Source organism: Calidifontibacter terrae (assembly GCF_054778835.1).
Window position 1 is genome coordinate 409107 of the sequence record NZ_BAAGZF010000006.1, and the last position, 19325, is coordinate 428431.

Annotated in this window: 21 protein-coding genes and 3 tRNA genes; 9 read left to right on the top strand and 15 right to left on the bottom strand. The window is 66.2% G+C overall.

Annotated elements, in window-relative coordinates:
• Nucleotides 1–13: 13 nt before the first annotated feature.
• A complete protein-coding gene (locus tag ACYU98_RS10110; RefSeq protein WP_460468082.1) occupies nucleotides 14–1213 on the bottom strand; it encodes a PrsW family intramembrane metalloprotease in 1200 nt (399 codons plus the stop codon).
• A 51-nt stretch (nucleotides 1214–1264) separates the two neighbouring features.
• On the opposite strand from ACYU98_RS10110, the gene orn reads away from it, so the two are divergent.
• A complete protein-coding gene (orn, locus tag ACYU98_RS10115) occupies nucleotides 1265–1879 on the top strand; it encodes an oligoribonuclease (protein WP_460468083.1) in 615 nt (204 codons plus the stop codon).
• Between the two features lie 87 nt (nucleotides 1880–1966).
• Nucleotides 1967–2042, top strand: a tRNA-His gene (locus ACYU98_RS10120).
• A gap of 53 nt (nucleotides 2043–2095) precedes the next feature.
• Here the strand turns inward: ACYU98_RS10120 and ACYU98_RS10125 are convergent.
• Together ACYU98_RS10125 and ACYU98_RS10130 are read right to left on the bottom strand one after the other, a co-directional pair.
• The gene (locus ACYU98_RS10125) at nucleotides 2096–3802 is read right to left on the bottom strand and encodes a YhjD/YihY/BrkB family envelope integrity protein (protein WP_460468084.1); all 1707 of its coding nucleotides are present in this window, start codon (nucleotides 3800–3802) and stop codon (nucleotides 2096–2098) included.
• A 126-nt stretch (nucleotides 3803–3928) separates the two neighbouring features.
• Nucleotides 3929–4001: transfer RNA gene (locus ACYU98_RS10130), tRNA-Lys, on the bottom strand.
• Nucleotides 4002–4103: 102 nt separating this feature from the next.
• Between ACYU98_RS10130 and tdh the strand changes: the two genes are divergently transcribed.
• A complete protein-coding gene (gene tdh, locus ACYU98_RS10135; RefSeq protein WP_460468085.1) occupies nucleotides 4104–5141 on the top strand; it encodes an L-threonine 3-dehydrogenase in 1038 nt (345 codons plus the stop codon).
• 3 nt (nucleotides 5142–5144) lie between these two features.
• Nucleotides 5145–6332: a glycine C-acetyltransferase gene (locus ACYU98_RS10140; RefSeq protein ID WP_460468086.1), complete on the top strand. Its 1188-nt coding sequence runs from the start codon at nucleotides 5145–5147 to the stop codon at nucleotides 6330–6332.
• On the opposite strand, the gene ACYU98_RS10145 is transcribed toward ACYU98_RS10140, so the two are convergent.
• Both ACYU98_RS10145 and ACYU98_RS10150 read right to left on the bottom strand, forming a co-directional pair.
• Nucleotides 6329–6625 (bottom strand): GroES family chaperonin, encoded by a 297-nt coding sequence (locus tag ACYU98_RS10145; RefSeq protein ID WP_460468359.1) that lies wholly within the window; start codon nucleotides 6623–6625, stop codon nucleotides 6329–6331. The genes ACYU98_RS10140 and ACYU98_RS10145 overlap by 4 nt on opposite strands.
• A 22-nt stretch (nucleotides 6626–6647) precedes the next feature.
• Nucleotides 6648–6920: a DUF3618 domain-containing protein gene (locus ACYU98_RS10150; RefSeq protein WP_460468087.1), complete on the bottom strand. Its 273-nt coding sequence runs from the start codon at nucleotides 6918–6920 to the stop codon at nucleotides 6648–6650.
• Nucleotides 6921–7004: 84 nt separating this feature from the next.
• On the opposite strand from ACYU98_RS10150, the gene bcp reads away from it, so the two are divergent.
• Both bcp and ACYU98_RS10160 read left to right on the top strand, forming a co-directional pair.
• Nucleotides 7005–7472, top strand: coding sequence for a thioredoxin-dependent thiol peroxidase (gene bcp / locus ACYU98_RS10155; protein WP_460468088.1), 468 nt, complete (start codon nucleotides 7005–7007; stop codon nucleotides 7470–7472).
• A gap of 78 nt (nucleotides 7473–7550) precedes the next feature.
• A tRNA-Leu gene (locus ACYU98_RS10160) sits at nucleotides 7551–7632 on the top strand.
• 13 nt (nucleotides 7633–7645) lie between these two features.
• Here ACYU98_RS10160 and rdgB read toward each other — a convergent pair.
• From rdgB to ACYU98_RS10180, 4 genes are all read right to left on the bottom strand, one after another.
• Nucleotides 7646–8236 (bottom strand): RdgB/HAM1 family non-canonical purine NTP pyrophosphatase, encoded by a 591-nt coding sequence (gene rdgB / locus ACYU98_RS10165; RefSeq protein ID WP_460468089.1) that lies wholly within the window; start codon nucleotides 8234–8236, stop codon nucleotides 7646–7648.
• Nucleotides 8233–8988: a ribonuclease PH gene (gene rph / locus ACYU98_RS10170; RefSeq protein ID WP_460468090.1), complete on the bottom strand. Its 756-nt coding sequence runs from the start codon at nucleotides 8986–8988 to the stop codon at nucleotides 8233–8235. The genes rdgB and rph overlap by 4 nt, the downstream gene beginning before the upstream one ends.
• Before the next feature lie 175 nt (nucleotides 8989–9163).
• Nucleotides 9164–10189: a S66 family peptidase gene (locus tag ACYU98_RS10175; RefSeq protein ID WP_460468091.1), complete on the bottom strand. Its 1026-nt coding sequence runs from the start codon at nucleotides 10187–10189 to the stop codon at nucleotides 9164–9166.
• A gap of 30 nt (nucleotides 10190–10219) precedes the next feature.
• Nucleotides 10220–10723: a MarR family winged helix-turn-helix transcriptional regulator gene (locus ACYU98_RS10180; RefSeq protein WP_460468092.1), complete on the bottom strand. Its 504-nt coding sequence runs from the start codon at nucleotides 10721–10723 to the stop codon at nucleotides 10220–10222.
• A 69-nt stretch (nucleotides 10724–10792) separates the two neighbouring features.
• On the opposite strand from ACYU98_RS10180, the gene ACYU98_RS10185 reads away from it, so the two are divergent.
• Both ACYU98_RS10185 and ACYU98_RS10190 read left to right on the top strand, forming a co-directional pair.
• Nucleotides 10793–12031: an MFS transporter gene (locus tag ACYU98_RS10185; protein WP_460468093.1), complete on the top strand. Its 1239-nt coding sequence runs from the start codon at nucleotides 10793–10795 to the stop codon at nucleotides 12029–12031.
• Entirely contained in the window at nucleotides 12028–12375 is a 348-nt protein-coding gene (locus ACYU98_RS10190) for a hypothetical protein (protein ID WP_460468094.1), read from the top strand. The genes ACYU98_RS10185 and ACYU98_RS10190 overlap by 4 nt, the downstream gene beginning before the upstream one ends.
• A gap of 4 nt (nucleotides 12376–12379) precedes the next feature.
• Here the strand turns inward: ACYU98_RS10190 and ACYU98_RS10195 are convergent, their stop codons facing one another.
• The 4 genes from ACYU98_RS10195 to ACYU98_RS10210 form a co-directional block, all read right to left on the bottom strand.
• Entirely contained in the window at nucleotides 12380–13162 is a 783-nt protein-coding gene (locus ACYU98_RS10195) for an MBL fold metallo-hydrolase (RefSeq protein WP_460468095.1), read from the bottom strand.
• The gene (gene murI, locus ACYU98_RS10200; RefSeq protein ID WP_460468096.1) at nucleotides 13153–13977 is read right to left on the bottom strand and encodes a glutamate racemase; all 825 of its coding nucleotides are present in this window, start codon (nucleotides 13975–13977) and stop codon (nucleotides 13153–13155) included. Before murI ends, ACYU98_RS10195 begins: the two co-directional genes overlap by 10 nt.
• A 69-nt stretch (nucleotides 13978–14046) precedes the next feature.
• Nucleotides 14047–14817, bottom strand: coding sequence for a fumarylacetoacetate hydrolase family protein (locus ACYU98_RS10205; protein ID WP_460468097.1), 771 nt, complete (start codon nucleotides 14815–14817; stop codon nucleotides 14047–14049).
• A 9-nt stretch (nucleotides 14818–14826) separates the two neighbouring features.
• On the bottom strand, nucleotides 14827–15690 hold the full coding sequence (locus ACYU98_RS10210) for an SGNH/GDSL hydrolase family protein (protein ID WP_460468098.1): 864 nt from the start codon (nucleotides 15688–15690) through the stop codon (nucleotides 14827–14829).
• A gap of 94 nt (nucleotides 15691–15784) precedes the next feature.
• Between ACYU98_RS10210 and ACYU98_RS10215 the strand changes: the two genes are divergently transcribed.
• Nucleotides 15785–16657 carry a 3-methyladenine DNA glycosylase gene (locus ACYU98_RS10215; protein WP_460468099.1) on the top strand — a complete coding sequence of 291 codons (873 nt, stop codon included), beginning with the start codon at nucleotides 15785–15787 and terminating at the stop codon, nucleotides 16655–16657.
• A 72-nt stretch (nucleotides 16658–16729) separates the two neighbouring features.
• Here ACYU98_RS10215 and ACYU98_RS10220 read toward each other — a convergent pair whose 3' ends face one another.
• Both ACYU98_RS10220 and cimA read right to left on the bottom strand, forming a co-directional pair.
• Nucleotides 16730–17539: a GIDE domain-containing protein gene (locus ACYU98_RS10220; protein WP_460468100.1), complete on the bottom strand. Its 810-nt coding sequence runs from the start codon at nucleotides 17537–17539 to the stop codon at nucleotides 16730–16732.
• Nucleotides 17540–17614: 75 nt separating this feature from the next.
• The gene (gene cimA / locus ACYU98_RS10225; RefSeq protein ID WP_460468101.1) at nucleotides 17615–19198 is read right to left on the bottom strand and encodes a citramalate synthase; all 1584 of its coding nucleotides are present in this window, start codon (nucleotides 19196–19198) and stop codon (nucleotides 17615–17617) included.
• Between the last annotated feature and the right edge of the window lie 127 nt (nucleotides 19199–19325).

A 19325-nucleotide genomic window follows, 5' to 3' on the forward strand; every position in this document is an offset into this window, starting at 1 on the left:
AAGTCTACGGGCGTCAGCGCCAGAGTCGACCGGGTGTTCGGGCGGGTGGCCGCTGCCCGCGGTAGAGCGGGGTGCCCAAGAACGGTTGGCGCAGAAACCACAGCTCTTCGAGCATCTGCTGCTCGCGATCACGGGAGTCCTCGACGATGTCGCCCTTGGTCATCCGCGAGCGCAGCATCGCCAGTTCGCTGCCGATGTCTTGAAGTTGCACCATCTGCCGCAGCAGCGCGCGTCCACCGTGGGACTTCGCCCAGGCGCGCGCGTACCGACGCTCGGGCATGGTGGACATCATGTGAACCTCCGCGGCCGAGAGCCAGCCGCTGTCGACGTACGCAGACAACTGGGTGCCGACTTTCGCCGCCTCGCGGCTTCGGGCGAACCACAGCAGGGCGAGGAAGGAACAGAACAGCGGCAACTGCACCAGGACATACGTCACAAGCCAGCCGTTCTGGGAAAGGACCGCCAGCGCGTTCCACCCCATGTGCAGCAGCACAGCGCAGACCCAGCCGATCAACGGCGGCAACGTGCGCAGCAACCATCCGCGGGAAGTGGCCGCGATGCCGACACCGATCCCGGTGCAGATGGTGAACATCGGGTGGGCGAACGGACTCATGACCACCCGTACCAAGAAGGTGCCGACCAGCCCCCGCTCCCCCGAGTTCGCGTAGCCACTGGCGAGATAGATGACGTCTTCGACGAACGCGAAACCGGCTGCGCACAATCCGGCGTAGACCATGCCGTCGACGATTCCGTCGATCTCCTTGCGCCGGAAGACCAACAGGATCAGCGGGGCGAGAGCCTTCAGCGACTCCTCCACCGGGGGCGCGACGAACATCGCCGTGATCGGGTTCTGGTCACCGCTGGCGCCGATGAGATCGCTGCCGACTTGATTCAGGACGGCCGCGGCGAAGGTGGCCACGCAGGCTCCCCAGAGGAAAGCGAACAGCTGCATCCCCACCGGCTCGGGTTCGAACCGGTCGAGCCAGAGAAAGACCGGAACAACAATGCCCAGGACGACCAACGACATCAGGACACCGAGCACCGTCGCGGTGATCCCGGACCGAGCACCGACCGCACCGAGCACCGCCAGCAGGCAGATCCCGAAGGCGATTCCGCCGAGCGTCCAGCCCACGACACGACGCGTCGTGAAGCGGGGGTGCCGCCCGGCGGAAGGGACCGGTTGCGGCGGCGCTGCGGGTGCCGGGATCGCCATGGGCCCAGACCCTACCGATTCCGGCGAGGACGGCGATCTACTGTTGTGGGCGTGAGTGACGACAAGGCGAAGAACGACCGAATCATCTGGATCGACTGCGAGATGACCGGCCTCGACCTCGGGGCCGATGCCCTCATCGAGGTCGCAGTGCTGGTGACCGACTTCGAGTTGACCCAACTCGGCGACGGTGTCGACGTGTTGATCAAGCCCGAGGCGGCTGCCCTGGAGCAGATGAACGACTTCGTACGAGACATGCACACCCGCAGCGGGCTGCTCGACGAACTCGATCACGGCGTGACGATGGAAGCTGCCGAGCAGCAGGTGATGGACTACATCACCCAGCATGCCCCCGACGCGGGCAAATGGCCGCTCGGTGGCAACTCGGTCGCGACGGACCGCGCGTTCCTCGACCGCGACATGCCGATTCTCAGCAACCACCTGCACTACCGGCTCATCGATGTCTCCTCGATCAAGGAGTTGTCCCGCCGCTGGTATCCGCGCGCCTACTTCAACGCCCCCAAGAAGCAGGGCGGTCACCGGGCGCTGGCCGACATCACCGAATCGATCGCTGAATTGCGTTACTACCGCGAAGCGGTCTTCGTTGCTGAGCCCGGCCCGTCGTCGGCAGATGCGAAGCGGATTGCCCAGAAGCACGGCACGGCGTGATGACCCAGGGGTGGTCATGACCACCCCTGCTCAGCCTGTACGATGGACCGCGCTGCTTCGGCCGGGTCACCCGGTGGAATGCGCATGGTGGGTGTAGCTCAGCAGGTAGAGCGTCGCGTTGTGGTCGCGGATGTCGCGGGTTCAAACCCCGTCACTCACCCCACGAAGAAACCCCGGCCTTTCGGCCGGGGTTTCTTGCGTTTCAATCTGTTTCGATCACAGCCCGTGATCGGAGTACCACTGATCGCGGCGCTGGTCGCGCTCGCTTTCCACCAGCCTGCGCAGCGGGCGGGAGTCCATCCGTGCAGCCCGCGTGGAGCCGTCGCCCTCGGTCGGGTCGGCCTTCTTCTTGGCCGGCTTGGGTGCGTGTTTCGGGGCCGGGCGAGCGGCCTTCTCCTGCTGCGCCTGATGGAAGGCTTCTCGTCGCTGCGAACGCTCGGCGAGCAGCGCTTCGCGGGCGTCGGTGGACGCCGGACGGTACTGCGCTCGTACGGCGTCTGCGGCCTCCCAGCGCTGCTGAACGGTGATTGCCTGCTCGCGGGCCTTCTCCTGGGCGGCTCGCTCCTTCTCCTTGGCCGCCTGGCGCTTGGCGATCTTCGCCTGTTGCGCCGCTCGGCGGGCTGCCGCCTTGCGCTGGGCTTCGGCAGCGATCAACGCCTGGTCGCGGCGCTGCGCTCGAGCCTGCGCGACATCGACCTGCACATCACCGGTCGAACCCGCCGAGCCCGTCGTACTGGCTGGCGTCGTGCTGCCGAGCTGCGACGGCTCCCGGGTGACCGGCGCCGAACCGTTGCCAGTGCGGCCGTGGGCGGAGGGCCCAACGGCCAGACCGAACTCGCGGGCGGTGTCGTGTGAGCCGCTGCTGGAACGGGTCAGCGCGTCTGTCGCGGGGGTGGATCCGACCCGCAGCTCGATGGCGCGCTCGACCTGCGTCTCGTCCTTGTCGGCCTTCTTTTCGATACCGGTGTCGTCACGCGCCGGCAGCAGGATCAGCCGCTCGGCCGGCAGCCCGGATTTCAACTGCCGGGTCCGCAACAGTTCCGCGTCGAGCTCAGCGCCGAAGAGCATCGCGATATTGGTGATCCACAGCCACAACAGGAAGATGATCACACCAGCAAGCGCGCCATAGGTCTTCTGGTAGCTCGCGCCCTTGGTGAAGCCGACGTAGACGACCAGCGCGATCGAGGCGACAACCCAGATCACGAAGCCGACCATCGCGCCCGAGGAAAACAGCTTGTTCTTGGCGCGGCGCACGTTCGGGGTGAGCTGGTAGAGCATCGAGATGATCCCGATGATCACCAGGGCGACGAAGGGCCACTTCGCCAGGTCCCAGACCTGCACCGCGGTGCCGCCAAGGCCGATCTTGGAGCCGATCTCCTTTGCCACCGAACCACTCAGCACCAACGAGAGCATGACAAGCACGATCAACACGATTTCGATCGCGGTGATCAGCAGCAGGCTCCCCTTGAGCTTGACGAAACCGCGCCCCTCTTCGACCGCATAAATCTTGTTCACGGCGCGACCGAAGGCGCCGACATAGCCAGAGGCCGACCACAGCGCACCGGCGAGACCGAGGAACAGGGCGACTCCCCCACCAGGTGTGGCCTGCACGTTGTTGATGAAGGACGTGATCGCCGACAAGTCCTCCGGCTTCTTGCCGACGATGTTGCCGACCGACTTCACCAGGCTGGTGGTGGTGCTCTTTCCGTTGCCGAAGATGTTCAGCAGCGAGATCACGGCAATCAAGCCTGGGAACAGCGACTGCACCGAGAAGTAGGTCAGTGCGGCGGCCATGTCGGTGCCGCCGTCCTGGGAGAACTTGGCCCGCGCCCGGCCGAAGGCAACCTTCCAATCAGGCTTGGCCGGTGAGTCCGGGGCGTCGTCGAAGGGTCTGTCGATGACCTCGTCGTGCAGCACAGTCATGCGGATTCGTGTCCTCCGTGGCAGGGATCTGGTCGGTCCTAAAACCTATCCAACCCCACCGCGCCACGGGGCGGAGGGCACAGCACGAAGGGCCGGGAAACATTTCCCGGCCCTTCGTTTGATGGGTGCGCCATCAGGGACTCGAACCCCAAACCCGCTGATTAAGAGTCAGCTGCTCTGCCAATTGAGCTAATGGCGCAACGAGGAAGAACGTTATCACCAGGCTCGCCGGAAGACGAAATCGCCAGAACGAGGTGCCCCGGGCCACAACCGCGCGTCGGACGAGGCAGGATGGATGCTCGTGCGAGCACTTGCGAAGACCCGACGCGGGCCGGGCCTAGAACTGATTGATGCCCCCGAACCGACCCCTGGTCCCGACGAGGTGAAGATCCGCGTTTTGCGGGCCGGCCTTTGCGGAACCGACCTGCATCTGGAGCAGTGGGACGACTGGGCAGCCGGCACCGTTAATCCGCCGCTGATCATCGGCCACGAGTTCTACGGCGAGGTCGTTGAGATCGGCTCGTCGGTGACGAGCGTCAAGGTCGGCCAGCGCGCCTCGGGTGAAGGGCACGTGGTCTGCGGTGAATGCCGCAACTGCCGCGCTGGTCGACGCCAGGTGTGCATCCGAACCAGCAGCGTCGGCGTGAACCGCGACGGCGCGTTCGCCGACTATGTGGTGATCCCGGCCTCGAACGTGTGGGTGCAGCCCGACGACATCAGCCCCGACCTGGGCGCGGTGTTCGATCCGCTGGGCAACGCGACCCACACCGCCCTGTCATTCCCGATGGTCGGCGAGGACGTTCTGATCACCGGCGCCGGACCGATTGGGGTGATGGCGGCCGCGATCGCTCACCACGTTGGCGCCCGGCACATCGTGGTCACCGACGTTTCCGACGAACGCCTGGAGCTGGCCCGAGCGGCCGGTGCCGACCGAGTGATCAACGTCGCGAACGAGCGCATCGCCGACGTTCAACGCGACCTGGGTATGCGCGAGGGCTTCGACGTGGCGTTGGAGATGTCAGGAAATCCCTCCGCCGTCGCCGAACTGATCGACAACATGAACCACGGCGGGCGGATCGCGATGCTCGGCCTACCGAAGGACCCGTTCCCGATCGACTGGGGCCGGGTGATCACCCACATGCTCACCATCAAAGGGATCTACGGCCGGGAGATGTACGACACCTGGTACGCCATGAGCGCCATGCTGTCGACATCACCGACCCTCAAGAGCGCCATCGAGTCGGTCATCACCGACCGTTTCCCTGCCGAACAGTGGGTCGACGCATTCGCCGCCGCCCGATCGGGTCAGGGCGGCAAAGTCATCATGGATTGGAGCTAGCGGATGTACGCCTTCAAGGACCAGTTGCGAACGGCACTGGACGACATCGACGACGCCGGACTCACCAAGCGTGAGCGCGAACTCACCACGCCCCAAGCGGCCCACGTGGCGACCGTTGCGGGCGACGCGCTGAACTTCTGCGCGAACAACTACCTGGGCCTCGCCGACCACCCAGAGGTCGTTGCGGCGGCGCGGGATGCGTTGCAGGAGTGGGGTTTTGGCATGGCGAGTGTGCGCTTCATCTGTGGCACGCAGACCCAGCATCGGGAGCTCGAGAAGGAGTTGGCTGACTTCACCGGCACCGAGGACGCGATCTTGTTCTCGTCATGCTTCGACGCCAACGGTGGGCTGTTCGAGGTGCTCTTCGAGGCCTCAGATGCGATCATCTCAGACGAGCTCAACCACGCCTCACTCATCGACGGCATCCGCCTGTCGAAGGCGCAGCGGTTCCGCTATCGCAACGCGGACATGGACGACCTGCGCGCACAGTTGGAGGCCGCCAAGGGCGCTCGCCGGAAGGTGATCGTCACCGACGGCGTCTTCTCGATGGATGGCTATTACGCCCCGCTGGAGCAGATCTGCGACCTCGCCGAGGAATACGGCGCGATGGTGATGGTCGACGACTCCCACGCCGTTGGCTTCGTCGGCGAAAACGGTCGCGGAACGCACGAGCACTGCGGGGTGCTGGATCGGGTCGACATCGTCACCGGGACGCTCGGCAAGGCGCTGGGTGGCGCCTCCGGCGGCTATGTCGCCGCCCATCAGGAGATCGTCGACCTGTTGCGCCAGCGCGCGAGGCCCTACCTCTTCTCCAACGCTGTCGCCCCGTCGGTCGTCGCCGGGTCGCGCAAGGCGCTGGAGTTGGCGCGCACCTCGGGTGAGGGTCGGGCGAACCTACGCGCGAACTCCGAACTCTTCCGGTCGTTGATGTCGGGGGCCGGCTTCGAATTGTTGCCCGGCTCCCATGCGATCACGCCGGTGATGTTCCCGGGCGACGACGGAGCGCGGAAGGCGGCTCAGGTTGCCGACGCCATGCTGACCCGCGGCGTTTACGTGATCGCGTTCTCGTTCCCGGTCGTGCCGAAGGGCAAGGCACGAATCAGAGTCCAACTGTCGGCGGCGCATTCCGCAGACGACGTACGGGCCTGCGTACAAGCGTTCATCGACGCCCGCGACGAGGTCGACGCTTAGAGATAGAGGCCGGTGGCGCCGTCGTCGACCCGTTCGGCGGCGACGGCGTGCAGGTCGCGCTCACGCAGCAACGTGTAGGTGCTGCCTTGGAGCTCAACTTCGGCTTTGTCCTCGGGGTCGAACAGGACGCGATCGCTCAGCTGCACTTGTCGTACGTGCTGACCGATCGCGACCACCTGCGCCCAACACAATCGCTTGCCCATCGCGGCGGTCGCCGGGATGACAATGCCGCCACCCGAGCGCCGCTCGCCGAGCTCACCGTCCGTCTTGACCAACAGACGGTCATGCAGCATCCGGATCGGGAGGTGTGGCTCCTCAGCCACGCGCCCGCTTCACCAGGCCCAGCAACAGAGCCGCAGCGCCCGCGCCGCCGACGATCTTGCCGAGCTTGTCGCCATTGACCGCGCCGTCGGGGGTGCGAGTGATCTGGTCGGCTTTGAGCTTCACCGACTCGACCTGGCGCTTGGCCACCTCACGGGGCTGGGTGCGGAAAGCGAGTTCGTCGATGGTGCCTGCGAGGCGCTGACGCGAGGCCTGCAGCTCCGCCTCGATCTCCTTGGCGGACTTGGGTGCCGGCTTGTCGGCCATGGGGTCACTCCTTGAGGTTTGTGGACTGCCTGAGACGATAACGCAGACAGCCAGTCCCACCCGCCCCCACCATGCAGGAGAATCATGAGCCGCCTTTCCGCCGGAGAGATTGCACCGGAGTTCAGCCTCACCTCGCAGGACGGAAAGACGGTGTCGTTGACCGATTTCCGCGGGCGCCACTTGGTGATGTTCTTCTACCCCGCAGCGATGACGCCCGGCTGCACCACCGAGGCATGCGACTTCCGCGACAGCCTCGCTGGCCTGGCCGAAGCCGGCTACGACGTCGTCGGCATCTCCCCCGACACCCCCGAGAAGCTCAAGAAGTTCGAGGCCAAAGAGTCCCTCACCTACCCGCTGCTGTCGGACGAGGACAAGTCGACGCTGGCGGCCTACGGCGCCTACGGCGAGAAGAACCTCTACGGCAAGAAGGTCGTCGGCGTCATCCGCTCGACGATCGTCGTCGACCCGGAGGGGAAGGTCGAGCTGGCGAAGTACAACATCAAGGCCACCGGCCACGTCGCGGCTTTGAAGAAGGCGCTCGGCCTGGCCTGAGCGGCAACATCCACCTGCCCCCACCACTGCGCCGCCCCCGCGCAGCCCAGCGCACGGTCGTCCTATGCTGGTGCGCACGCGCGGGTGGCGGAATTGGCAGACGCACCAGGTTTAGGTCCTGGCGCCTTCGGGTGTAGGGGTTCGAGTCCCCTCTCGCGCACTCCTTTGGTAGTTCAGCCGAGCAGCTGCAGGTCCGGCAGCAGCGCCTCGAAGGCCAGCGCTCGATGCGAGATCTGGTTCTTCTCGTCCGCGCCAAGTTCGGCGAGCGTACGGCCGTCGGGCAGTTCGAAGATCGGGTCGTAACCGAAGCCGTTCTCACCGCGACGCTCCCGGACGATTCGCCCGGGAAGCTCGCCCCTGCGTACGACCACCGTTCCGTCGGGTTGCGCAAGCGCCACGCAGCAGACGAAGCGGGCGGTCAGCTTTTCCGCCGGAACATCGCCGGTCTGCGCGAGCAACAGGTCAATGTTCGCGTCGTCGGCGCCGTGACTGCCCGACCACCGGGCGCTGAAAGCGCCCGGGCATCCACCGAGCACATCAACAGACAGACCCGAATCGTCAGCAACCGCAGGCAAGTTCGTCGCCGCCGCGACCTCCCGCGCCTTGAGCGTGGCATTCTCCTCGAAAGTCACCCCCGACTCGACGACATCCTCGACGTCGGCGAATTCAGCTACCGAGACGACGTCGAGCTGCAGCTGCGCGACCAGAGCCTGGAGTTCGCGCAGCTTGCCGGCGTTGCGAGTGGCCAGGACGAGTCGGCTCATCGGTCACGTTCCCGCGCCGGGGCGTCCAGCGCCTCCTGCTGCAGCCGCGTGAGGTCGCCGATTCCCTTGGCCGCAAGGTCGAGCAGCGCGTTCAATTCGTCGCGATCGAAGGGCGCACCCTCCGCGGTGCCCTGCACCTCGACGAAGCCACCAGCACCGGTCATCACCACATTCATATCGGTCTCGGCGGTGGAGTCCTCCGGGTAGTCGAGGTCGAGGACCGGGCTGCCCTTCACGACCCCGACGCTCACCGCGGCAATCGACCCGGTCAGCGGCTGCGCGTTCTTGGCGATCAGACCGCGTGCACGCGCGTCTTCGATCGCGTCGACCAGCGCGACGTAGGCGCCGGTGATGGACGCCGTGCGGGTTCCCCCGTCTGCCTGCAACACGTCGCAGTCGAGAACCAGGGTGTTCTCCCCCAGCGCCTTGGTGTCGATGATCGCGCGCAGACTGCGACCGATCAGGCGGGAGATCTCGTGAGTGCGGCCGCCGACCTTGCCCTTGCGGGACTCGCGGTCGGAGCGGGTGTTGGTGGCGCGCGGCAGCATCTCGTATTCGGCGGTGACCCAGCCGGTGCCCTTGCCCTTCAGCCAGCGCGGCACACCCTCGGTGAAGGAGGCGGCGCAGAGCACCCGGGTCTTACCGAATTCGACCAACACGCTGCCCTCGGCGTGGTCGAGCCAGTTGCGGGTGATCCGAATGTCGCGGAGTTGGTCAGCGGCGCGGCCGTCGTGGCGAGGGGTCTCAGTCATGAGTCCACCCTAGGGACGCCACGGCGGCCGAGTCGCCCCGCCTAGCTGCGAGCGGGGTCTCCGGCTGCGCTGACGAAGCCAGCCAGGAACCGGGCGAAGGTGTCGGTGTGGCAGGTCATGCTTCGATTCTGCCCACCGGTCGGCTCGCCCACTTGATCGTGCTTGCCCACTGTTCTCAGGCCAGCGTCTGGCTAATTTCGCCGCGGCCGTCTGCGACCTGCACCGAGGCGAGCGCCCCGTTGACAAAGGACAGGCTGGGCGGCGCGTGCCCGAAGTCGACTCCCGCGACAATCGGCAGATCCAGCCGGGCGAGCGCGTCGATCACCGCGCCGTCCTGGGTGAGATATTCCGAGTCCGGCGCTCGGGTGCGGCCGATCAACACTCCGTTCGCGCGCTCGAACCAGCCCGCCAGGCGCAGCGCATGCAGGTGGCGACAGACGTCATAGGCGTCGGTTCCAGCTACCTCGAGGTAGACGATCGTGCCCTCTGTCTGATGGCCCGCCCAGCTGCGGACATCTGCGTACGGCGTTCCGGCGAGCGGACCGAGCACCTCGACACACCCGCCGATCAGCCGGCCGCCGAACGAAACTGACGACTCACCATGCAGAACCCGCCACTGCGTCGGTTCAGTCAGCGGCATCGTGATCGGGGTGGGATCTTCCTCCCATTTGTCCCAGCCCGGGGTCCGGTGGTGGGTGGTGGCGCGCTGGGCGAACGTCGCGCCGACGTCCAGGGCCGCCACCTCTAGCCAGTGCGCCAAACCCGTGGGCAGTTCGTACGGGGTGTCCATCAGATTGCTGCCGTGCAGCGTCGCGAGCCCTGTGCGCAGGGTCAGCGGCAACATCAGGGTCGTGAGGTCGCTGAACCCGACCAACCAGGTCGGCGCGGCGCGGCGGATCGCATCTTCGTCGAGCAGATCGACTAGGTCGATCCCCGTCTCCCCGCCCCACGGCGGAATGACCGCGCGAATCTGGCTGTCTGTCAGGAAGGCATTCAGTTCGGCCGCCCGATCGGCGACCGGCGCACTCACCTGGGTTCCGCCGCGCAGGCAGTTGCCCTCGACAACGTCAAAGCCCCTCTCCCGCAGCCACCCCACCGCGAAGTCAAGGCGTCCTTCGTGGCGTGGTTCGACTCCTGCGGAGGGCGCGGTCACCGCGATGGTGTCGCCGGCGCGTAGCGGCCGGGGGTAGCGAAGGGTCATGCCTCATTGCATCAGACAGACCCGCCCACGTCATTCGAGATGTTGAATCGCCTTGCGCAGCAAGACGTTCAGCGCCACCATCTCCTTGGCTGACAGCCCGCCGAGCAGTTCCTGCTCGCGCCGCATCCCTTCGTGAACCTTCGACTCCCAGACGCGGCGACCCTGCCGAGTCGGTCGCACGATGACCCTGCGCCGGTTCGCGCCGTCGGTTTCGCGGGTCACCAACCCAGCCTTCTCGAGGCGGTCGAGCCGACCGGTCATCGCGGCCTTCGTGATCCCCGATGCCTCGGCCAGCTGGGTTGGGGTGGCCTCGCCGGGATAGGGCTGAATCATCAGGTTGTGCAGCGTATTGACGTCTTCAGCCGTGAGGTCGGAGTCGGCGTAGGCGGCTGCATCCACTCGCCGCAGCCGGCGCATCAGCGTCTGCATCCGAGTGATCGCGCCCTCCACCTCGGGGTCGAAGTCCGGGTTGTCCTCCCAGAGCGCGGCCCATCGAGCGACGTGATGATCGACGGAGTCCTGAGGCGCGGTCATGTCTCAGAGATTAGTACGTTCATTAATTGTTCGTTGACGAACAGTTAACTGCCAAACTATATTCGGGTCGTGTCCATCCTTCCTCGCACCCCTCTTGGCCGCGACTTCAACCTGGTTGCCGGCGGCCTCGGTCTGTCGATGGTCGGCGACTTCTTCCAACCCATCGCGCTGACGGTGGCGTTGGTGCACGACGGCCGATCGACTACCGAACTCGGCACCCTGATGGCGACGCTGATGGTCGCCCGGGTCACCTTCACTCTGATCGGCGGCGTCTGGGCTGACCGCCTCTCGCCCCGCTTGGTGATGGTCGCCTCGGACGGCGTTCGGCTGATGACCGCCGCGACGATCGGTGTCCTGTTCGCCACCGATCACGCCTCGCTCGGCGCGTTGTTGCTGCTGATGATCATCACCGGCGCCGCGAGCGCCTTTTTCGGCCCGGCCGCGATGTCCTTGCGGCCAAACCTGGTGGAGCCCGACCAGCGCAAGGACGCGAACGCCGCGCTCAGCATCGTCCAGGGGACGGCTGCCGTCGTCGGGCCCGCGCTCGGCGGCCTCGTCGTAGCGGCAACTGGGGGCGCGGTCGGTTTCTACGTCAACGCCACGAGCTACCTTTGCTCGATGAGCGCCGTGCTGCTGGTTCGCCGGCGCATCACCCGCACCCCCTCGACCGCGACCTTCTTCACCGACTTGCGCGAAGGGTGGACCACCCTCCGCGAACGGGACTGGCTTTTCTGGGGAGTCATCGCCGCCGGTGTCTACCACCTCGCGAACGGCGTGATCCTGGTCGTCGTGCCGGTGTTCATCCTGCGTCACCTCGGCGGGGCTCACGCGCTCGGCTGGATCTCGGCTGCAGAGGGGGCCGGCGGCCTGGTCGGCAGCGCCATCGCGATGCGTACCAACCCACGATTCCCGCTGCGCGCCGGCTTCCTGGCTCTCGGCCTGATGCCGCTGTGGGTGGCCGGCTACGTCTGGCCAGGGCTGCTGCTGACCGTGATCCTCACCGGGTTCATCGGCTACGCCGGGCTGATGTTCTTCGACGTCCACTGGGGCACAGCGGTGCAGGACAACGTCCCGAATCACCTTCTGGCGCGGGTCAGTTCGTGGGACATGCTGATGTCCTTCGTCGCGATGCCGGTCGGCATGGCGCTCGCCGGACCGCTGGTTGATGCCACGGGCGAGAAGCCGCTGCTGTTGCTCTGCGCGGCAATCCTGCTGGTGGCCGGGCTAGCCCCACTCGCGCTGCGCAGCACCCGCCGACTCACGACCCTGCCGGAACTGCAACCGGCTGCTCCTACGATGGCCCGATGATTGCCGACGAAATCCGCGCCGAGTTGCGAGCCGCCCTAGCCGAGGCGATGCGCGAGCAGGACCGCGACGCCGTCACAGCGTTGCGCGCGGGGATCGCCCGCCTCGACAACGCCGAGGCGACGGGCGAGGACGAGCCGGCCGGTTCGACCGAGGACTCCCCCACCGGTCGTGGCGCGGATGACGTTCCGCGCCACGAGTTGTCCGAACACGAGGTGCAGTTCCTGCTGGCCGCCGAGGTCGACGAGCGCGAGATCGCGGCTGCGCACTACGACCGTTTGGGAGAGCCCGAGCGCGCCGAACACCTTCGCGCGCAGGCGGACGCCCTGGCGCCCTGGACGACCTGAGCTCTTAGATTTCGTACGTCGCCCGCGGGTCCGCGAGTTCGACTTCTCCCGGCCAGACGGCGGCCGCCTGAGCCCGACACGATTCCCGATCGTTCCAGGACGGGATGTGCGTGAGCATCAACCGGCGTACGCCGCCGGCATCGAGCGCCGCCTGCGCGGCGCGCGATCCGGTCAGGTGAATGTCGCGCACCTCGTCGCGGATGTCGCAGAACGCCGAGTCGGCAAGCAGCAGATCCGCACCAGTCATCAGCGGACTCAGGGCCGGCGTGGAATCGGTGTCGCCGGTGTAGACCAGCAACTTCCCGTCGGCCTCCACTCGGAAGCCGTAGGCCTCAACGGGGTGGTTCACGCGGTGGGGAGTCACGGTGAACGGACCGACCTGGAACGAGCGCTGCGAAACGATCGTGCGGAAGTTGAACTCGGTGTCCATCCCGTGCGGGTCGGAGGCTTCCGAGAGCGTCACACCGTTCGCTCGCGACATCCGCGCGCCGGTGTCCTGCGGGCCGTAGACCGGAATTGCCGGCAGCGGTCCGCGGGTCGGGTGGTATTTGGTGACGACGAAGAGCCCGGTGAGGTCGAGACAGTGGTCGGGGTGCAGGTGGCTGATCACGATCGCGTCGATGTCAGCCAGGTCGACGTGTCGCTGCAGTTCGCCAAGCGACCCCGGACCCATGTCGAGCACCAGGTTCCAGGTGCGGCCCTGATGGTCGGCCTGCAGCAGATAACTCGAGGCGGGTGAATCGGGTCCGGCGAACGAACCGGAGCACCCCAGGATGGTTAGGCGCACGGCAGGCTCACCCCATGGAAGTTGCTGGCGAACACGTGGTCGAACTCCGGTCCGAGGCCCAGGAATCGCTTCGCTAGGCGGCGGAAAGTCTCCGGGTCACCGGTCGTGGTGAACGACAAACCGGCCTCCTGATCTGTTGGTGCCAACGCGTCGGCGTCGGCCAACACGCGGTAGATGTCCTTGGCCGTCTCCTCCGCGGAGGAGACGAGGGTGACGTCGTCGCCCATGACGTACGAAATGACGCCGGTCAGCAGCGGGTAGTGGGTGCACCCGAGCACGACCGTGTCGACTCCCTTGTCCCGCAACGGGTTCAGATATCCGCGGGCGACCTCGAGTAGTTCGGGGCCACCGGTCACTCCGGACTCGACGAACTCGACGAACCGCGGACAGGGTTGCGAGGTCACGCTGAGGTCGGGCGCGGCGGCGAACGCATCGATGTAGGCCCCGGACTGGTGGGTTCCGGCCGTCGAGATGACGCCGACCCGTCCGTTGCGAGTGGCCCGAACGGCACGACGTACGGCGGGGCGAATGACCTCCACCAACGGCACGTCATAGCGTTCACGGGCGTCATGCAACACGGCCGCGCTGGCGGTGTTGCAGGCGATGATGAGCGCCTTGACCCCGTGATCGACGAGGCGATCGAGGCACTCCAGCGCGTATTGCCGGGTCTGCGCGATCGGGCGCGGACCGTATGGCGCCCGGGCTGTGTCGCCGAGATAAGCGACGGATTCGTGCGGCAACTGATCGAGCACAGCGCGCGCGACGGTCAAACCGCCGTAGCCGCTGTCGAAGATCCCGATTGGTGCATCAGACACCCAAACAGGTTAGAGCCCGCAACCCACTGCACCGGATCGTTTCGACGTGCAACTGCTCACATTGGTAGATCAGCGGCGCAAAAAGGGGTTCCCGAGCGTTCCGATGCCCTCGATCTCGACCTCGACGCGCTGCCCCGGTTGTACTGGTCCGACTCCCTCAGGGGTTCCGGTGAGGATCACGTCGCCGGGCAGCAGGGTGAAGGCCTGGGAAGCGTAGGAAATCAGCGCCGGGATGTCGTGGATCATGTCGGCGGTGCGGCCGTCCTGCACGATCTCGCCGTTCAGCCGGGTTTGCACGCGCAGATCGGAGACGTCCAAGTCGGTTTCGATCCACGGGCCGAGCGGGCAGAAGGTGTCGAACCCCTTGGCCCGCGCCCACTGGCCGTCGGCCTTCTGCAGGTCGCGCGCAGTGACATCGTTGCTGACGGTGTAGCCGAAGATCGACTCCGCGGCTTCCTTCGGCGACACGTCGCGACACATCCGGCCGATGATGACAGCCAGTTCACCTTCGTAGTCGACTCGCTGCGACTGCGGCGGCATGACCACCGGGTCGTCGGGTCCGATCACCGCGGTGTTGGGGATGAGGAACATCAACGGCTCAGCCGGAACCTCGTGGCCCAACTCCGCGGCGTGAGCGGCGTAGTTGCGCCCGATGCCGATCACCTTCGAGCGCGGGATCACCGGCGCGAGCAGGCGAACGTCGTCGACGGTGGTCGTGACTCCGGTCAGCTCGATCTTGGTGAACAACGGGTCGCCGGTGATCTGGGCGATCTTCTCGCCCGCGCCGTCTACCAGTCCGTAAGAGGGATCTTCGCCATCGGTGTATCGACAAATTCGCACCCGCACACCTTACTTGTGTGCACGAGTCGGCCCTGCCACCAGCGGGGATACCGTGTTCGCCATCAACGTGTAGCCGGCGTCGTTGGCGTGGATGTCGGTCTTGCTGCACATCCAGGTGTAGCCGCAGATCATCGCGACGTTGGTGGGCACGTTGCCCAGCGCAGTCGGCGTGAGGGTCCAGTCCGTGCTCTTGAAGGTGGTCGCGATGTCGGCCACCTGCGCGTCGCCGGAGGCCGCAGCCGCCGCGATCGAGTCGTTTAGCGTCTTCTGCAAGCCCTGCGAATACTGCGCGAGAGCGGGGTTGCCGGCGACCCAGAAAACCAAGAACGGGTTGTAGTAGTTCAACACCACAATCTGGGCATCGGGCCCGGCGGCGGCGCGGACCTTCTTGACGATCGTCGGCAGGTTGGTCGCCACGTTGATCAGGCCCTGCTGCAGGCAGGGCAGGTCGATGCTGCCGGTGCGCGCGACGCAGGTCTGCACGTCGTTCGCGCCCACGTCGAGGGTTACCAGCTTCGTCTTGCCGCTGCTGCGCATCAGGTTGATGGCGGTATCCAGCTGGCTGCGGGAGCCACCGGCATAGGTGCACTTGCTGTTCGCGATCAAGCTCGAAGTGGTTTCCCCGCTGCAGGCGAGGTTCGTCATTTTGAGTCCGTGGAACTGACTGCGCGCGGACGAATACACCTGTCCGACATAGCCTCCCGCTTTGTCATCACCCTGACCGGGCTGATAGCCAGCCGCCAGGGAATCACCCATCGCGACGTACAGCCCTGATTCAGCCTTCGGGTTGGTTCCCGCGGGAGTGGCGTAGGCCGGCGCGCTGGTGGCGACGAGGGCCGCAGCGGCCGTGATGAGTCCGAATGTTCGCTTCATGCCAATTGCACCCTTCGCGGTGATGTGATCCACCTCACTCTCGCATGATCGCGGCGGATGTGCGGTCGCTTCGGCGAGCATTTATCGTCTGCGGGTGACGTCCGTCCTGACCGGCCCCTCGTGGCGCGCGCTCGAAGCCACCCATCAGCAGCGGGTCGACCGCGCGGTCAGCGACCACATCTACCGGCGCGATCGCGGGATGAGACACCCGATCGACGACTTCCTGTTCAGCTACTACCACTACAAACCAGCACAGCTGCGGGTGTGGCATCCGGGCGTCGGGGTCGTTCTACAGGACGCCGACGAGCGCGCGAACAGGACCGGATACCACCGCGTTTCAGGCGGCGTCGCCTTTGATGACGGCTCCTTCCGGGCCTCGAAATCTGTTCTTGTTCGCTCGACACAAATGGTCTTGCGCGCAACGCTCAACCGACCGCTTCACCTCGCCTGCTTCGGGATGCACGAATGGGCGATGGCTTATCGGACCACCCCGTCGCAGATCCGCCACACCCGACTACCGCTGCGACTCGGCCACGACGGCACCGATTCGGTGGTGGAGTCCCACGATCTGCGCTGCACCCATTTCGATGCCTATCGGTTCTTCACCGCGCCAGCCACCCCGCGCAACGCCCACGAGCTGAGCCGGGCGAGCCAGCCCGAGTTCGAGCAACCCGGCTGCCTGCACGCGGGGATGGACCTCTACAAATGGGCTCACAAGCTCGAAGGCTTGATTTCCAGCGACCTGATCATGGATTGCTTCGACCTCGCCCGCGAGATTCGGATCGTCGACATGCGGGCCTCCCCGTACGACGTCAGCTCGTTTGGTCATCCGGCCATCCCGGTCGAGACGACCGAAGGGAAGGCGGACTACGTACGCCGCCAGCGGGAGTTCGCGGGGCGGGCGGATGTCCTGCGGCGGAGGCTGTTGGCGGCGTTGGAAGCCGACACCTGCTCACTGTCGAGCTGACGGTCCTGTTCGTCGTCGGTTGTCGTCAAGCGCGAGTCGATGCGTGAGTCGATACCTGAGTCGATGCGTGATCTACCAAGTCCACGGGCGCAGGGTGAGGGCTAGGACCACGACAGAGATGATCGCGATCAACACCATCATCATTCGGGCCGCCCGGCGACCGCGGTCGCGCCCGCCTAGCCGGCTGAGGAGCCGATCTGTCTCGTAGGTGCTGGCGACCGCTATCGAGTCGCCCACCGAGGTGAGCCGAGGGGCGCCGTCACTGTTCCGGGCGACGCTGCCGACGCCCGTGATCTCGGCGCCGATCGGGATGATCCACTCGGTGTGGAGTTCCTGGTCGCTGAAGCCGGTCCAGCCGACGAGCCAGCCGAAGACGCGCCAAGACAGCGCGCGACGGCGTTGACGGCTGTCGACGTCCACCACTTTGTTGATGCTCATGAATTCGGTCATCACGTCGGTGGAGGTGGGGTCGATGCTGATGGTGTGCGGCCAGGAGCCGATGGTGAAGGGCGTGGTCGAGGTCCGGTCGGTGCCGAGACTCGGCTGGAACGGTCTGCGCTTCACCATCATTTGCCAGGCGCCGTCGGAGGAGGCGAGCCCAGCGAACGGTGTCGGGGCCAGACCGGAGCGGGTCAGGCTCGGTAGCACACCGCGGAGCACGAAGCTGCGGTACCAGACGCACTCCTTGCCGGACAGGGGCGCACGCAGAGGTCCGGCCGGACCGGGCTGGGCCTTGCCGATGACCTTCACAACCCTGCCGTCGCTTGCTCCACCGGCCTCGGCCGGTCGGTAGGAATGCGCCTGTTCCAGCATCGCCGCGAAGGCGTCGCGGCGAATGTTCAATGGTCGCGACGCAGCGTCGACGTTTCCGGAGTCGGTCACGGGCCTCAGGTTACTGCGTTCGGCAAGCCGGGCGGCTCGGTCAACTACCGCGGAAACCTGCTGACTGTCGGCCCGCTAACGGGCCACGACCCCCGCCTTCAGCAACCCGTACGTGACCGCATCGGTCAGCGCGATCCAACTCGCGTGCACCATGTTCGGCGCCACTCCGAGCGTGGTCCACGTGCGCTCGCCGTCGGTCGTCACGATCAACACCCGGGTCGTCGCGTCCGTGCCCTTATGGGCGTCGAGAATCCGCACCTTGAAGTCGATGAGCTCGAAACGGTCCAGTTGCGGGTAGGTCTCGCGCAGCGCCTGCCGCAGCGCGGTGTCAAGGGCGTCCACCGGGCCGTTCCCCTCCCCCGTTGCCACCCGGCGCAGACCGGCCGCTTCCAGCTTGACCGTCGCCTCGGCAAGTGAGGGACGCTCGGTCGACCAGGAGTCGGTGATGCACCGCCACGACTCCTGCCGGAAGAAGGTCGGGCGCTCCCCCGACACCTCTTCGCGCAGAAGCAGCTCGAACGAGGCATCGGCGGCGTCGAAGGTCCACCCCTCTTGTTCCAGACCCTTGACCCGGGCGACCACCGCCGACAACACCTCCGGTCGCTGCGCGAGGTCGTAACCCAGCTCGGCACCCTTCAACTCGATGCTCGCCCGCCCGGCCATGTCGGAAACGAGCGTGCGCATCGAGTTGCCGACCGCGGCCGGATCGATGTGTTGGTAGAGGTCCGGGTCGATCCGCAGGGCGCTGGCATGCAAACCGGCCTTGTGGGCGAAGGCCGACCCACCGACGTACGGGGTCCGGGAATGCGGCGCGATGTTGGTGATCTCGCTGATCGCGTGGCTGAGGTGAAGCGCGTTGCGCAACCGTTCAGGATCGATGACGTCCATCCCGAGCTTCAACTGCAGATTGCTGATGACCGAGACCAGGTCAGCATTGCCAGTGCGCTCGCCGTAGCCGTTGACCGTTCCCTGCACGTGCATCGCTCCGGCCAATACAGCGGCAACCGAGTTAGCAACCGCGCAGCCGGTGTCGTTGTGGCAGTGGATCCCGAGGTTCGCCTCTGTCGTCGCACCGATCTTGGTGACAATGTCGGCGATTTGATGGGGCAGCATCCCGCCGTTGGTGTCGCAGAGGGCTACGACCGAGGCGCCCGCACCGGTGGCCGCCTCGACCACCGACTGTGCGTACGCCGGGTCGAGGAGGAACCCGTCGAAGAAGTGCTCGGCGTCGACAAAGACCGTACGGCCTTGCGCCACAAGCGTTTCCACCGTGTCGGCGATCATGGCGAGGTTCTCGTCAGCAGTCGTACGCAGCGCGTCGGTGACGTGACGGATGTGCGACTTAGCGACCAGGGTCACTACCGGGGCGCCCGAATCCAAGAGAGCGACGACCTGTGGGTCGTCGGCCGCCCCCGTATGAGCCCGACGAGTCGACCCGAACGCTGCGAGGGTGGCATTTTGCAGGTCGAGTTCGCTCCGGGCGCGCTGAAAGAACTCGGTGTCCTTCGGGTTGGCGCCTGGCCACCCACCCTCGATGAAGCCAACGCCCAAGTCGTCCAGGTAGCCGGCAATCGTCAGCTTGTCACTGACGCTGAGATTGAGCCCCTCCTGCTGAGCGCCATCGCGCAGGGTCGTGTCGTAGACGTGGAACGTGCTCATCGGAGGACCTCGCAATGCAGGGGCACGGGTGTTTGTCCGTCGCGCCCGACCTGGTGCGTGTCGCCGGGTGAGGGTGGCCCGGCCAACAAAAAACCTCCCGGGGTAACGGGAGGTTGCGCGTCAGGCC